The sequence below is a fragment of the Fibrobacter sp. UWB11 genome, from assembly GCF_900143015.1.
Classification (GTDB): Bacteria; Fibrobacterota; Fibrobacteria; order Fibrobacterales; family Fibrobacteraceae; genus Fibrobacter.
The window spans coordinates 1,739,965-1,754,886 of the sequence record NZ_FSRT01000001.1; the positions used below are offsets into that span (position 1 = coordinate 1,739,965).

Sequence of the window (14,922 nt, forward strand, 5' to 3'; positions counted from 1 at the left end):
AATTTATTTTCATTTTTTTTCAATGCCTTGGATTCTGTTAATACAAGAACCGAATTCCTCGTAATTGTTATTTTTATAGTTCCATACATAAGTATCAAAGCTATACCAATAAGTGCTATACAGATACTCTTCAAATTCTTCACGGCATAATTCTTGAAAAGAACTCTTTTTCTCACGGAAGTGCCATTGACAGGTGGCGTCACCAGACGAGAGACTCACAACCGCAGAATCAGACCTACTGACATAATCAACATTCAAAGTCCAGGATCTACCTTCATACGTAAAAGTCATGTTTCTATTTGTTTTATTATTAATAACAAAGTTATCTTGAGTAGTCCAATATTCCAAATCCATTGAATGCGCAAATATATCAGCTTGACTCAATACTGAATAATCAATCCGCGGTTTTCTATCAATAAAAGAAAAGAGATTATAAACAAAACCTGAACTCATATAATCAAAATTATCTTGAGATTCACGGAATTCTATTTTATCGCCATCAATTTGAATAAACGTCGTTACGCCATCATCCCAACATACAAGATCACCTTGAAATGAAACACACGGAGACACCATCCAAATGCCATCTAGCACACCATTAGTTCCTCCGACAAAAAAGAACGATGTATAAGTAGGCAAACCTGTATCATGATTTATAGAAGAATCCGTAAGAACAAGAGTATCGCCCTTGAAACTGCAATAATATTTTATCGTATCTCCCCAATAGAATGATTCATCCCATTTAAATACACTATCTTTCTTAACGCATGCACCAATCTGTTCGTGAATAATAGTTATCGTGCTTTCCGTTTCGCCTACATCCACTTTTCCAATCTGAGTGGTGCGAGCCGCAGCAAATTGACTTTCTAAATTAATATCAATTGAGTTATTTGTTTCTAAAGAATTTCCATCTTCGGTAAAGCCAGCACACCCTGCAAAAACAATTAAGCAAGCAAAGCAAATTGACAAAACACTTTGTATAGAGTATTTATTCTTTTTCATTTTCATCCACCTTTTTGCTCAATGGAAAGAGCTGTAAATTCATTCGATAAACGCGGTCGTAACTTTTCACGTTAGACACAATTTCTGCAACTTTTTTGCGGAAAGCATCAAGTTCACAAGCCAAGCGTTCATACGCTTCACGGTCTAGCCCCATCGTCATTCCAGAGATGTGGCGGTAATCGCGCGTATAACGTTCTAAAGCATCAGCAGCTAGTTGCGCATACTGCTTTTGCATACTGACAACCGTTGCCGACACCATTTCGCGGGTACTTGAAACACCTTCACTCGTTTGATGATAATTTCCACATTCGTCTTTTTTCAAGAGGCCAAGCGATTCCTGAAGTTCCAAAGATTCGCGAGCGTCTGCAGCAGAAATTGCAGGGACAAGCGCATGCCCCATTTCAAGCGGAGTTGCGCCCTTCATAATCGGGGCAAGTTCCCTCAACGCGGGATTTGTCCACGACGAAAAATACGCGAACGACTTCGCTTCCAGAAATTCCACGCGATTTTCTTGCGCAATCTTCATCATTTTTTCAAACGATGAACTGCGAACTTCAGGTTGTTGCGAATCGCAGAACGAAACCATCAAGCGGAAATATTCAGCCTGTTCCCCAGACAAATTCATCGCAGGCAAGACCTTTTCTACTGCCACTTTCGAGAGTCGGGTTTTACCGTCACAGACAAGCTTTAAAAATCCCGAAGAAGAAAAACCAGCCTGCTTGGCAAATTCGCGCCAAGTGAACGCGGAACATCTTTTACGACTCTCGTAAAAGTCTCGAATGTACTCGCGGTAGTTTCTGTATTCAAAAACGGATTTCATTTTTACATGTAACCTTTACACCAATAAAGATAAATTACGCAACCCAATAATTCAACATTGATGAAACAAATTTTTCAAATTTTATAAAATTTTAGCAATTTTTGTTAAAAATTAGCAATTTTTAGTCACTCATAAGAAACATCGCGTTTCATAAAGGCGATGCCCGTTCAAGGCGGGCATGACAAAATAATTCGTGAAATTACTGGATCCTTCGCCCTGCTCAGGATGACGTCAAGAACACGCGAGTACGGATTCGATAAACTTCCTTTCTAGGAAATCATCAAATGACGTCGGTGCCATCACACGTAAATTATCGCCTTTGCTATACACCAAGCAATTTCCTTCAAGCCCGCCATACCATTTCATCCCCTTGAATACAAGAGTCATCCAGTCATCGACGGCGTAATCAATGGCATCGTATTCGGTCTCGGTTGCGACATCCTCACCATTGAGGTACGGGTGGAAAAGTGCGGCATTATACTTGGGCTTGAATTTTTCGGTAAAAACGTTCTCGGCCGCCACTGCAAGCAAATCGATTGAAGGCAAGGCAAGACCGTTTAAAGGGAGTTGAAATTCATTAATCGAAACCGCATTGCCGATCAAAAGGCTATTATCCCGTTCTTCCACATCAAAGAACAGAAATACAACGTCATTGCAGATATCCTCGCAATCTTCAATTTCAGATTCGAGCATATCAAGGATTGTCTCGCGTGCATGGCGCGTTTCTGCATTTTTAACAACAGGACGCACCACCTTCCCGATAAACATCGGTTCGTAATTCCAAAGGAAACACTTGGTTTTATCCAAATTCGGAATTCGAATCAACCGATTCGAATAAAGGTACAAAAGTCTTTCGGGCGTCAGCCACGCCACAAAGGAGTCTTCGTCCAAGCACTTTTTCAGTTCCTTGTCGCTAGCCTTTTCAAAGAACGCCGTATCAACTTCATAGAATTTTATTCCATGAGTTTTTGCAACAATTTCATCTTTAGCGAGAACATGCGGTGCGTCAGTACCAACATCGACTACAAGCGTTTTCTTTTCACTCGGCTTAAAAAGCGGTTCATCGGTAGGGATAGAAACGCTTACGCGACCACATTCGCTCACGAGGTCAAAATCAATTTTACGCCCCGCAAATTTCACATTGCAAAAATCAACGCGGGGCTTTTTAGCAACCATATAGACGCGTGCTTTAGCAAGCGATTTACGATAGTCGACATCGCTTTTAGCCCACGTAATATCGCAGAAAGCTAAAGGGCTACACGCCAACTTCAATGTCGTAGAAATCACTTTCATCACGGCCTCGCTAAAACACCCACATCGAGGCAAAACATAAAACTTTTATAAGAAATAACTTAATATGCAGGACGTATATTTATACGTTAAATATCTCACAAAATAAGGATTCTTTACAAAAAATGGCGAAACCGAAGTTTCGCCGCATTTCTATTTACAAAATGTGAAACACGCTTGACAAACGAGAAATTATGGATGGGGCATGCCCCAACCTCTTTGGCTCGGTCTTATCCATACGAGTATGGCTGTGACTCTCGCCTTATGAGGTTGTCTTCGCTTCGCTCAGAATGACGTAATAAAAAAGGCGATGCCGTCCCCATACGCGGATCATGACCACGTAAGAACTAAAGTTCTAAGTGGTCAAAGAGAACGGAGTCCGGCATGACAATAAAGATAAAGCCCGCTTTCGCGGGCATGACAAGTTCGGCAATTCTCGCGCTTTTCAACCGCGACGATTCTCGCGACCTTACTACAGAACGCCTTTGCTGCTGGGGATGCCTTTCACGTTACGCGAAGGAGCCACAGCCATAGCAACGGCACGAGCAAAAGCCTTGAAAATCGATTCCAGGCAATGGTGGTTGTCATTGCCGTAGAACAGTTCCACATGCAAGTTCATGCGTGCATTTTCGCAAAGGCTCTTGAAGAAGTGCTCGAACATGCTGGCTTCGATTCCGCCTGCAGTTGCAGCAGGGAGCTTTACATTCCAGACAAAGCCGATGCGGTTGCTAAAGTCAATGCAAACGCGGCTCAAGGCTTCATCCATCGGAACAAAGTAAAAACCGTAGCGTTCGATTCCCTTCTTGTCGCCCAAAGCTTCAACGAGAGCCTGGCCAAGCACAATGGCGATGTCTTCCATGCTGTGGTGCATATCGACTTCAGTATCGCCCTTGCAGGTCAAGTCGAGATGGAAACCGCCATGCACTTGGAACAAGTTAAGCATATGATCCAAGAATCCCGAACCCGAACTGATTTTTCCTCTTGAGCAATCATCCAAATTCAAGAAAAGCTGAATATCGGTTTCACCCGTCTTGCGAGAAATCTTAGAAGAACGCATCTTAGCACCTCTTATTTAAGGACACGACCGTCATAAACGCTAAAGCGAGCCACACGGCCAAACTTCGGCACAGGAACCGGGGTTTCCACTCCGTTCAAATACATCTTGCCAATAGCACGCGGTTCGCCAATCACGATATACAACGTGCCGCTAGCCGTATAGACCAGCTTGTTATCGACCGTTGCAATATTCGCTTCTTTCACAAATTCATCATCATCTTCGTCGCGCTTGATGCCGACCCAGGAACGCATTTCGCCGGAACCGACAAGTTCAATCTTCGTGCGGCCATTGTCCGAAACCGGACCCGTCACGGTATCTTTCTTAGAAGATGCCGAAATGAAAATCGTTGCAGATGCCGGGAGGTTTTCAGACTTTTTCATAGCCTTATCGACATCGGCTTGCGTCACCTTTTCATTCTTTTCGTCCTTGATGGAATCTGCAGGAACAGCTTCGGCTCCTTCAGGCATATCCTGACTGATTTCCGAAGAATCTTCAGCAGCAACCACCGCCGGCGGATTGGCGTTACTATCAGTAGTAGCGTCACCCTTCGTTACAAAATGGAGCCCGACAATGAAAAAAGCCACAATGACAACAATGGCAATAGGCACGGCCTTGCTGCGCGGCTTACTTTCTTCTTCCGTGATCGGAGCGATATTCTTCATCGGTTCCGTGTCGCGCGTAGCGAAGCTTGAACCAGCTTCTTCAGCATAAAGTTTAAGGACAGCCTTTGTATCCAAGCCAAGCTTAGTACTTACAGAATTCAGGTAACTACGGACATAAGCGTCTACCGGCAAAGACTTCCAGTCGCTTGCTTCAATAAAACGAAGCATCTTCACCGAGATTTTCGTACGTTCCGAAAGATCGTCAATAGAAAGCCCTTGAGATTCGCGAACGCGGGCCAAAAAATCGCCGAGACGTTCGTTGGGATTTTTCTCATCCAATTGAATCATTTGCTATACCTTAACTTGTAAACCATCCAACATTTCCAGTGTACGTGCAACTGGTAACCCAACCACGTTGTAGTAACAGCCGTTGATAGACTTTATTAGGCGCGCACCATTCGTTTGAATACCGTAGGCACCCGCCTTATCCATCGGGTCTTTAGAATTTACATAATCTTTAAGTTCCTGTAAGGAACAGTTTCTAAAAAAGACCTCTGTTTTCTCTTCAGAAGCACAAAGGACTTCGCCGTTGCGGGCAATTGCAACACCGGTTATGACAACGTGGCCCCGATTATTTAGCTTGCTTAGCATTTCAAGGGCGTTTTCTTCGGATTTCGGCTTGCCGAGCGGCATGTTGTCCAAAAAAACAAGCGTATCAAAGCCGAGCACGTAGGCATCGCGTTCCTGGCGCGATACAGACAAAGCCTTGATGCATGCGTTTTCACGCGGGAAATCGAGCGGATTTGTGCTTGTGGGTTTTTCGTCTTCGCCAGAGACCACAACGCGAAAATGGACACCCAACTGTTTTAAAATTTCAGAACGGCGCGGAGAACCGCTAGCAAGAACTATTTCAGATTTTGTCATAATATCTTTTTAGTTACTAGTTAATATCACAAATTATTGACGAGATGGCGATCCGGGATGACACTGCAACACAAACATCTTTCGTCTAACTTAATCATAAACCTTCGTGTCGGTGCTACCGGCATTCAGCTTGATATCCGGCAAGTCACGCACATACACAGAGAAGCTCCAGCCAGCGGCAGGACCTGTCGGCGTCCATGTAAAATCGAGCTGCCAGCAATGCAGCACACGCTTGAACGTGAATTCATGCGAAACAAACTTACCTTCATTATAATCGTATCGGGTGCTGTAAGAAACATCCCAGTTGACAGTCGGTTGGAACGATGCCGAAATACCCGTCGAATGAGAAATGTTGTCTTTGAACAAATTCTTTGCCACGCGCGTACTGCTGAACGAATAGCGGTAATCCAAGCTCAAAGACCAATTCAGCATTTCGTACTTTTCAAGCTGCGAAGGCAAGCCTCCATTAAACGTACCGCTCCAATGGAAATTCTTTGAAAGTTCATACCCCCAGTATGTGAGTTCCGGGAACTTGACTTTATTCGGATTCGAATCGTACTTGTGGTAGAAGCTATGGCGGGTATTGATGGTAAACATGTAATCCGGCAGAACCTGGAATCCAAACGATGAAGAAATATCCGAGAAGTTCAGAGAATCCGCTGCAAAGTTGTACGAAAAACTATGCCTTGTGGTAAGCAAGCGGCGTGTGCCGTACTGGTCCTCAACGGCCTTGGCCTTTTTCGAGGAATCACCGCGAGTCGTATCGACTTTTGCAGCCACCTTGAGATACTTGATATCAAAATCGTTACTCAAGCTAAAGCCAATCGTCTGTTGCTTTTGCTGGTACGGATATTGTCCGAGATACGGATGCGGAGCAAACTTTTTGACCGTATCGATTTCAGGCGCATACGTGTAAGAAACGCTTGGAGAAAGCACATGGCGAATACCAGTGAACCGCCCGATTTCAGGAACCCAGATACCATATAGTTTTGTATCGGCGGTCAAGCTGTAGCTATGGTTGTAAGCAACGTTACCATAAGTTCCTTCTTCAGGATTAAAGCTCACATAACGCTTTCTTTTGTACAAAGAATCGTTCGGATTGCGCCAAGAAGTACCCGTCCAATATCCCGTAAACGTTGCTCGCGGCGTAATGTTGATAACGTCAAAAAGGCGGCCGGAATAATCGAGCGTATAAGTACCCGTGTAACCCAAATAATGCGCCGTCGTATCCTTGTTCTGCAACGTGTCGCGTTCACGGTGCGACTTATAGTTAAAGCGGTTCGTAAAGCTGTAGTTGAACTTTTCAAGGAACGACTGGAACGAGCCGTCTTCGGCAGCAATTTCGCCTTCATCCAATTCAAAATTGAAAAGGTTTCCGCTCATGCGGTACTGGATATCGGGCAAGTCGCGTTCAAGCATGCCCGTCGTGAGGTTATGATTCTGAGAAATCTTGACCGTCAGACTCTTGTTATTGCCGAACTTTCCAGAATAAGCAAGTGAAGCATTTGCCTGCTGGTTCAAAATCGTACTCGATTCCAGCGAGTTGTTCTTACGGATTCCCCTATCGCTCACAAAGGAGCCCTGACCACTCAACGTGTGCTTTGCATCGGGAGTCAAGTTCTGGTTATGCGAAAATTCAATATCGTAACCGCTGTTGCTAAAATCGAATTCTTCGAGGTAGCTCGTATAGCGCAAGTAACCATCGAGCAAATAACGTTTCTTATAGCGGATCTCGCCCATCAACGTCGAACGTTCAAAACGCGCTTCGTCACCTTCAATCACGTCTGCAGAAATCGTAGCATCCCAGTAATCATTGGCAGCGTAATAAAAACCGATATTGCGCAAGTAATAGCCCTGCTTTTGGTCGCCACCGAACTTGGGCGTCAAAATACCGGACTTACGACCACTCTTGAGCGGAGCCACAATCATCGGGAGAACTGCCACAGGCACATCGGCAATATTCAACACCACCGGTCTTGCGGTAATCGTCTCCTTGGGCTTTACCACCATGCGGCGTCCATAAAAGTAGAAGTGCTGGTGAGTTGTATCGTTACATGTACTAAAGTCACCGCGCGCAATCTGGATTCGCGTATCCGGCAAACGGCGGACTTCCATACCGTTCAACTGCTGGTTGTCCTGGAACGTCGTTGCGTAATAGACCTCGCCTATTTTAGACTTGAGGTTGTACTTGAGACGCATACCCGAAAGCGAAGGATTCTTGGTTTCGCGAAGTACGGGATTTCCAGAAGCGGCCAAAATCTGATTCTTTTGGTCCATCCAGATGGTATCGGATTCAAGTGTTGCGGTTCGGTACTTGAGTTGAGCAGACTTGTTCAAGTTGAATGTCGATGTTTCTACATCGTACACCAGGTCAACCGCATGATATTCAATGGTATCGACGCCTGTCGTATCGTTCATCCAATCGACCTCGGTCGTATCTTCTACAGGCTGCTCGCGCTCTTCGAGTTCAAAGCGGGTCATGTCCTCGCCATAAGAGCAAGGAGCAAAGACCGCAGCGACAAGCAATGCAAAAACGGCCCACAGATAACGATGGGTTTTGGACAAAATCACGGTTCCACAAGATAGAAAAAAAGAACGCTCCAAATATGAAGCGTTCCTCAAATTTTTGATTATAGCGGAATATTACTTCAGCAGGGCGTTGGCGCCGCTTACAGAACCATTGTGGTCAATGGAAATAACGTAGCGACCGCTCGGGAGCTGAGAACCATTCCAGTTAATCGTATTCACGCCAGCAACAGCATTGTCGAGGCCAAGCTTTGCGACCTGTTCGCCATCGGCATTCATGATCGTCACTGCAACACGACCCGTAGACTTAACCGTGAACGAGAGAGCCTTGCGATTGAAAAGGCGGAGGCTTGCATCACCCGAGCGAACCGGAGTCGTCTTGGTGAACTTCGGAGCGGTCTTAGCCTTTTCCACATAAACGCCATTCACATCAGCAGAAGCAACAGCGACATCGTTCTTGACAAGGTTACCACGGCTGAGCACAGCAACGAGCTGCTTGTCATTTTCAGTTGCACTTGCAAACGTTTCGAGTTCCTGAGCGTTCACGCGTTCCTTGTCGCCATACCAGCTCTTGACGGCCTTGTTGTCCAAGTCCTTCACGGTAATCTGGGCGCGACGAATCACGGTAGAATATGTTTCGCCATTGCTCGTATAAGTAATCTCGAGCGGCTTATTGACCTGGCCGCGGAGTTTTGCCTTAGAAAATTCAATATTCTGACCCTTGAGGCTTACACCATCAACAGCGGTAATAACATCACCGGCACGGAGATTGGTTTCTGCTGCTGGAGTGCCCGGGATGACTTCGGCCACATGAACGCCTTCGCCCACCTGATAAATGGTAATGCCGACACCACCAAAAGATTCGTCAGCCATAAGCGGAGCCGTCATCATTGCGGCAATCAAAGAAGCCTTAACAAAACTATTCATAATAATCTCCTTAAATTTCTTCCATAATATATAATAAAAAGTTCTTATTTCAAACGGATTCAGGCCGAAATATACGGAATAAAACGGCAAAAACACCCTTCAATGCAACGGATGGGCACATAAGCGGTCTTTTTTGGCTAATGCAAACTACTCTTTGACGCAACGAATAGGGACTAGCTCATCCTCATCCACATAATAAAACGTCATGTAATTGAAACCAAAGCCAAACGCCCAAATATCACCTGGATTTTTGTAGCTATAAGCCCAGTACTTGGTATTTTCCGGTCCTCTTTCGGTATGCGGCTTTTTACTTGTTCCTAAAGGCAAAAATGAAGTTCCTTTAGTATTACAATCAAATCCATTACAGCGAGAACCTATATCAGACACAAATTGTTCATTATAACAATTTTGCAAAAATGGAGAAAGATAGTCATATTCCCTTGTTTTTAACGAATAAGCAGCCATCGAATCAGGTAATTTCCAGCCTGCAGGGCAAGCGGTTAGAGCGGCTTCCTTCGAATAAAATCTACCAGCAATTTCGCACCCTTCTTCAACAGGGATGCTTTGCGAAGCGTCTGCCGTCACATATCTCAAATTTTCAGCCATCCACGTGTATCCGTTATGAACAACAGTCCTGTAAGTTTCTCCGTCGCGTTCATCAATTAACGTTCCATACTCGATATCAGGATTGAAGTAATACTCCTTCGGGAACTCACAACTCCATTCCATCATAGAATGCCATTTGCCGTTATAACAGATATATTGGTTTTCACCCCCGGCACTGCGATTGTAAAGCCTTTTGTTATCTGTATCGCAAGGAGCTTCATTGAAATCGACCCAAACATTTTGGAAACATACATAGAACATCAAAGTATCGCGTAAGCCCTGGATCGTTTTCCCTTCTGCATCACAGGCTCTATCGCCAATGTCCCTTTCTCTATAAGTAGCCTGGTCCCAGCCTGATTCATGGCAGATGTAAAAGATACCACCATTACTTTGGTTACTCCATTCACTTTCTATCATTTTTCCGATACGGTCGCAAGGAATTCCAGTCGTTTCCTTTTCTAATTGAGTAGCAATTTTCCATTCCGAATTTTTGCACAGATAGAACCTAGTCGTATCCGTCGGACTTTGAATAACTTTTGCTGAATCGCCGCACGGAATATCCTTAGTCTCGTAATCCATTTTTGTAGCGACATTCCAGCCGTTTTCCTTGCAAACATAATAATGTTCACTTAAAGAAGCACTCTTGAACATTTTGCCAATTTCGTCACAAGGCATATCCTTGGTATCATCTTCATAATTCATCAAAAGCGTCCAGCCGCTTGTACCGCAATAGTAAAGCGTGTCAGCTATGATATTTTTAAGACCAGCTTGTTCGATAATACCAAATTGTTTACCGTCGCAATAAGGGAGTCCAATACATTTCCGATAAACGTTGTTTAAAATATAAGTAGGTGGAACAGATTCATAACCGGTAGCGGCACATCCTGGTTGACCGATTGTTCTTGCCCACAACGAAATGTTTCTATAAGGGATAAAAGCATTTTCTTCGCCTCCCCAGCTATTGCTTGGAGAAACATTCCATATGCCGCAATATTCGGAACGATCTAAAGTTCCCTTTTCAGAAAACGACTTGACAATGTTATAGGTCACAACAGTATCACGATCAAAGAAATAATTCAATGTATTTTCAACGTCAGCCCTCGAAAAATTAGCCGGCCTATCCATCAACGGGTTTTGGACAAACAAAGTATCCAACCCCAATGCCGCAACGAGTTCACTCTTTGCAATCTTTTCGGCATCTTCCGCAGCAACTCCATCCGCAATCAACTTTACAGCACGTCCTTCGATAAGCAACTGATAGCCGTTAATCGAACGAGGAAGTTCTTCAGGACGAAAACCGCCCGTTCCCCACGTATAATCAGGAAAAGCAGTAGCACCATTCGATGCAGATAAAGAGGCAACACAGCCTCCGCCAGCACCTCTGCCCGGAATTCCAGTATCTAAAAAGTCCAAATAATACGAGCTTGAAGAAAGCAGCTTATCTTTAGCATCAGAAGACTGTGCAACTAGAGAAGAACTAGAAGCTACTACATCTTTCGAGTCACTAGACAAGGTTGTACAAAATAAAGAGGAACTTGAAGATTGAGTATCATCCGTAGCAGACAGATTTTCATCACTAGAAGAGCTATCCTCCTGAGCGATAGCGCCACTATCAAAATCCGCGATATTTTCGGATTCCGAGCACGCGACTAACGCGACGACCGACAGCAAACAAGCAAATTTTTTCATCAAGCCTTCTCCCTCTTAATTTTATTCCTTGATGCAACGAACCGGCACGTAAGTTGTATAGTCGTATTCCTTACCTGCGTACATTTCTCTAAGATCTTCGCCCCACCAAAAATCAACATCAATCCCATTAATGTAGGCGATACGGCGTTTCTTTTCTTGAGTCGGGCTCATCCACATAAGATAGGATCCTCCTTGCCCACCATATAAACTAAAGTCAGGTTGGTTCATGATTCTTCCTGTCGGAATAAAACTCAAGCCGTGAGGGTCATTCGTTCCTCTAGAATAAAGCAGCGAAAATAAATTTCTAACATCCAATGGCGAACCTCTAAAATCTTCAATATCGCTAGAATCAGGGAGCCGCCACCCCTCGGGGCAAACTTCTGCGGCAGTGTATAAATCGTAGAAACGCCCCAAATTTTTACAGCTGTCTTGGAGACAAGTTGTCGATTGAGGATTGTCCGTCAAGAATGTTCCCTCGTACTTCATGTTTTCGGCCATCCAAGTTTTGCCTTTAAAAACAGTCGTACGGTAAATGCGATGGTCGCGTGGGTCTTCGAAACTTCCGTAATCAAAATCGGGATTGAAATAATATTCAGTGGGGAAATCCGTGTGCCATTCGCCTGCGCGCCGCCATGTTTTGTTATAACAAATGTATCGATCGAAGCCTGGGTTAACATTTTCATTTTTAACGGTGACACGCATATTGTCGGTATCGCAAGGCATATTGAAAAACTTGGTCCACATTCCGTCATGGCAAACGTAGTACAAGTTCGAATCCGACGGACTTTGGTACGTCTTGCCCTCGCTATCACATTGTGCGTTCAATGTTTCAAAATCCATTTGCTGGGCATAATCCCAGCCGCGGTCAGCAAAACAAGGAGCTTCTTGATGACCATTATGGGTTCTGCAAAACGCCGTCGTTCGGCAAACGTAGGTGACATTTGGTCTGTTCGGGCTTTTGTAAAGTTTACCATGTTCATCGCAGGGAACGTCAAAAGTTTCTGCATCGATGGTCATCGCCTTATGCCATCCCGAATCTAAACTGCAAACGAACGAAGTATCGGGACGTTTAGAATAAAATACGTATTTACCTTCTTTGTCACATGGATTTCCATCAGTTGCAAGTTCCATCTCATTCGGCGTATTCCAGCCATTTTCCCTGCAAACGAACGGAACTGTACCCAAATACGCATAAATATGCTTTACCTCGACGACGGTCTCGCGATTGGACTGGTCGCAAATAGGAAGGTTCATGCACTTGCGTCTTGTCTCATTGACCAATTCTAGCGGGATGGGGCGCGGTATGCCTCCAGCACATCCTTTCGATTCGAAAGCACTGTTGTCGTATAAAGAGTAACGGGGATAGGTGTTAAAAATATTGGGATAATATCTTCCGTTTTTTCTTTCACTTTTGTAGTTGTCCAAATCCTCAAAATTGCAGTAATGCTCGAATAAAAGCGTGCCGTTCTCTGCAAAATAATCGTTCACACCCTTATAAAAATCGCTTTGCGTCGTGCCGCCAAAAATATAGTCGAGAGCTCGACTGACGGTGAGCTTTGTCACGCCTGATTTTTTATTGATAACGGAATCGATTCCCAAAGCCTCGAACAGTTCCGTTTGTGCGATGCATTCAGCCTGCTGCTTTGGTGCAATTCCCGATTCGGAAAGTTTTTGGATACGCTTTTCGAGAATCGTGTCGAGCGCAACCATGTGCGCGGGAGGATTGCGTGCAAGGAGAGTATCGTAATAGGAGGCGTAATCACTCGCCCCAATTCTGCTAACGCCAGAACCTTTGACAAACGCGGCTACACCGCAGCCAGCTCCGCCGCCCTTATCCCAAGAAAAGTCTTCGCTGGACGCAATGGAGTCAAGACCATCCGTGATGATCATTGACACACAATTTTGAATGAGCATGGGCGCAGACGAACTCGACAACAACACATCGCTACTGCTAGCGGCAATTTCCGAAGAGCTTGATAGTTCCTCGAAGCTCGAAGAGCTCCCCTCCTGAGCGGTGAGGTCGCTATCATTGAAAAACGCAACATTTTCCGACTCGGAGCAGGCAAACAACACCAGCACCGAAAACAGAAATGCAAAAAATTTCATCCGTCCCCCTTCTACACAATTGTAGTGCACCCAAACACTCGTCTTAAAATACATTCAAATTATTTGAATGTATTTAAAAAAAATCAACGCCCAGAATAAGCGTTGAGAGTTACGCATTTTTCAAAATCAAGTGAAAAATGCCGAAAAATATTGCAAAGTAGCATTTTTATACTTTAAATTATATTGAAAAGTTTCAAAATTGGCGAAATCAAATAAAAAAGGCGACCCCGGCACGGAGGCCGAGGTGACAACTCAAAATTATTCCGTCAGTTCGCGGGATTCTTCGTAAGACGGGCGATCGTCTTCGTAGTCCTTGATGCTCTTGTCGCCAGGAACAACGATAAGGCCAAGCGTTACAGGTTCACCCTTCAAATTGATGTAGGCTTCAAGATAAAGTGTCGTAGAGAGGCGAATAAGACGCAAATCCATCATCGTGCCACCCTTGTGGATACTCATCGGATTGCGATTGAAGAAGAGGAACTTTTTGTTGATGTATTCAAAGCGGTCTTTTTCATAATTGATGGACCATTCGGTATCGCCATCATTTTCTTGGCGGTAGGTGCAGCGGTCATTATCGATATCACATTCGAAGCTAGCACTTTCCTGGTAGCGCTTGTTCCATTCGCGGCTGAAGGCGCACGACTGCACACGGGAACCGCCATTGCGGTGCTTGTTCAATTGATCGTTGATGACAACGTAGTCCATCTTCATTTTCTTGACTTGATTATAGACATTCATGAGGATGATGTAGGCTTCGATATCCTTGGGGCATTTGCCGGTAAGGTTCACATCTTCATGAGCTTTCAAAAGAGTCTGTTGCAAATCGATATCGATTGCATCCGGGATTTCACTTTTCTTGATTTTATCAAGAACTTCCTTGGGCGGGACACGTACGATTTTGTCACCCTTCTTGATAGCGTAACCGAGCTGGTCACGAACATAGTCCAAGCACTGCTGCACGTGAATATGCACGGTATTCGAACCTGCCGAAACAAAGTCCGCACCGATACGCACGTTCCATTCATCTGCCGTATTTTTTGCGTCTTTATCGAGTTCGCAGAACGGGTCTTCGCGAGTACCGTCCACAAAAATCAAATTGACGTGAAGCTTTGTCACGAGGGATTCTTCTTTGTTGATGGCACTGCCCAAACTCCAGAAATTCGGATTCAAGCGGAGCACTTCTGCAAAGGCCTTGTCGCCATCGAAAGCAGGCAGCAAGGAATCGTTACGGGCATTCTTTTCTTGCAACAGTTCAGAATAAGATGTCTTGACATCCATGTTGTCAAACGAATTACGGGCAACGGCAGAGAATGCCGAAGTTGCCATAAACGAGCACAAGAAAGCGATCGAAATACGCCATTTAGAAAACATTT

General features: G+C 44.6%; 11 protein-coding genes. All 11 read right to left on the minus strand.

Features of this window, described 5'->3' with window-relative positions; translation table 11 throughout:
- Positions 1 to 9 precede the first annotated feature (9 nt).
- Positions 10 to 1,002: a hypothetical protein gene (locus BUQ91_RS07280; protein ID WP_139299708.1), complete on the minus strand. Its 993-nt coding sequence runs from the start codon at positions 1,000 to 1,002 to the stop codon at positions 10 to 12.
- The gene (locus tag BUQ91_RS07285; RefSeq protein ID WP_074208705.1) at positions 989 to 1,822 is read right to left on the minus strand and encodes a TIGR02147 family protein; all 834 of its coding nucleotides are present in this window, start codon (positions 1,820 to 1,822) and stop codon (positions 989 to 991) included. The genes BUQ91_RS07280 and BUQ91_RS07285 overlap by 14 nt, the downstream gene beginning before the upstream one ends.
- A gap of 231 nt (positions 1,823 to 2,053) precedes the next feature.
- Positions 2,054 to 3,115, minus strand: coding sequence for a hypothetical protein (locus BUQ91_RS07290; RefSeq protein ID WP_074208706.1), 1,062 nt, complete (start codon positions 3,113 to 3,115; stop codon positions 2,054 to 2,056).
- A gap of 469 nt (positions 3,116 to 3,584) precedes the next feature.
- Positions 3,585 to 4,169, minus strand: a complete 585-nt coding sequence (gene hisB, locus BUQ91_RS07295) for an imidazoleglycerol-phosphate dehydratase HisB (RefSeq protein WP_072827023.1) — start codon at positions 4,167 to 4,169, stop codon at positions 3,585 to 3,587.
- Between the two features lie 11 nt (positions 4,170 to 4,180).
- Positions 4,181 to 5,119, minus strand: a complete 939-nt coding sequence (locus BUQ91_RS07300) for a helix-turn-helix domain-containing protein (protein WP_072827022.1) — start codon at positions 5,117 to 5,119, stop codon at positions 4,181 to 4,183.
- A gap of 3 nt (positions 5,120 to 5,122) precedes the next feature.
- Positions 5,123 to 5,695 carry a Maf family protein gene (locus BUQ91_RS07305; protein ID WP_254842277.1) on the minus strand — a complete coding sequence of 191 codons (573 nt, stop codon included), beginning with the start codon at positions 5,693 to 5,695 and terminating at the stop codon, positions 5,123 to 5,125.
- Positions 5,696 to 5,785: 90 nt separating this feature from the next.
- Positions 5,786 to 8,266, minus strand: coding sequence for a putative LPS assembly protein LptD (locus BUQ91_RS07310; protein WP_254842278.1), 2,481 nt, complete (start codon positions 8,264 to 8,266; stop codon positions 5,786 to 5,788).
- Positions 8,267 to 8,338: 72 nt separating this feature from the next.
- On the minus strand, positions 8,339 to 9,148 hold the full coding sequence (locus tag BUQ91_RS07315; protein WP_072827020.1) for a PDZ domain-containing protein: 810 nt from the start codon (positions 9,146 to 9,148) through the stop codon (positions 8,339 to 8,341).
- 147 nt (positions 9,149 to 9,295) lie between these two features.
- Positions 9,296 to 11,443: an FISUMP domain-containing protein gene (locus BUQ91_RS07320; RefSeq protein ID WP_074208708.1), complete on the minus strand. Its 2,148-nt coding sequence runs from the start codon at positions 11,441 to 11,443 to the stop codon at positions 9,296 to 9,298.
- 21 nt (positions 11,444 to 11,464) lie between these two features.
- Positions 11,465 to 13,549, minus strand: coding sequence for an FISUMP domain-containing protein (locus tag BUQ91_RS07325; RefSeq protein ID WP_074208709.1), 2,085 nt, complete (start codon positions 13,547 to 13,549; stop codon positions 11,465 to 11,467).
- 258 nt (positions 13,550 to 13,807) lie between these two features.
- Positions 13,808 to 14,920 (minus strand): hypothetical protein, encoded by a 1,113-nt coding sequence (locus BUQ91_RS07330; RefSeq protein ID WP_072827017.1) that lies wholly within the window; start codon positions 14,918 to 14,920, stop codon positions 13,808 to 13,810.
- Positions 14,921 to 14,922: the final 2 nt, after the last annotated feature.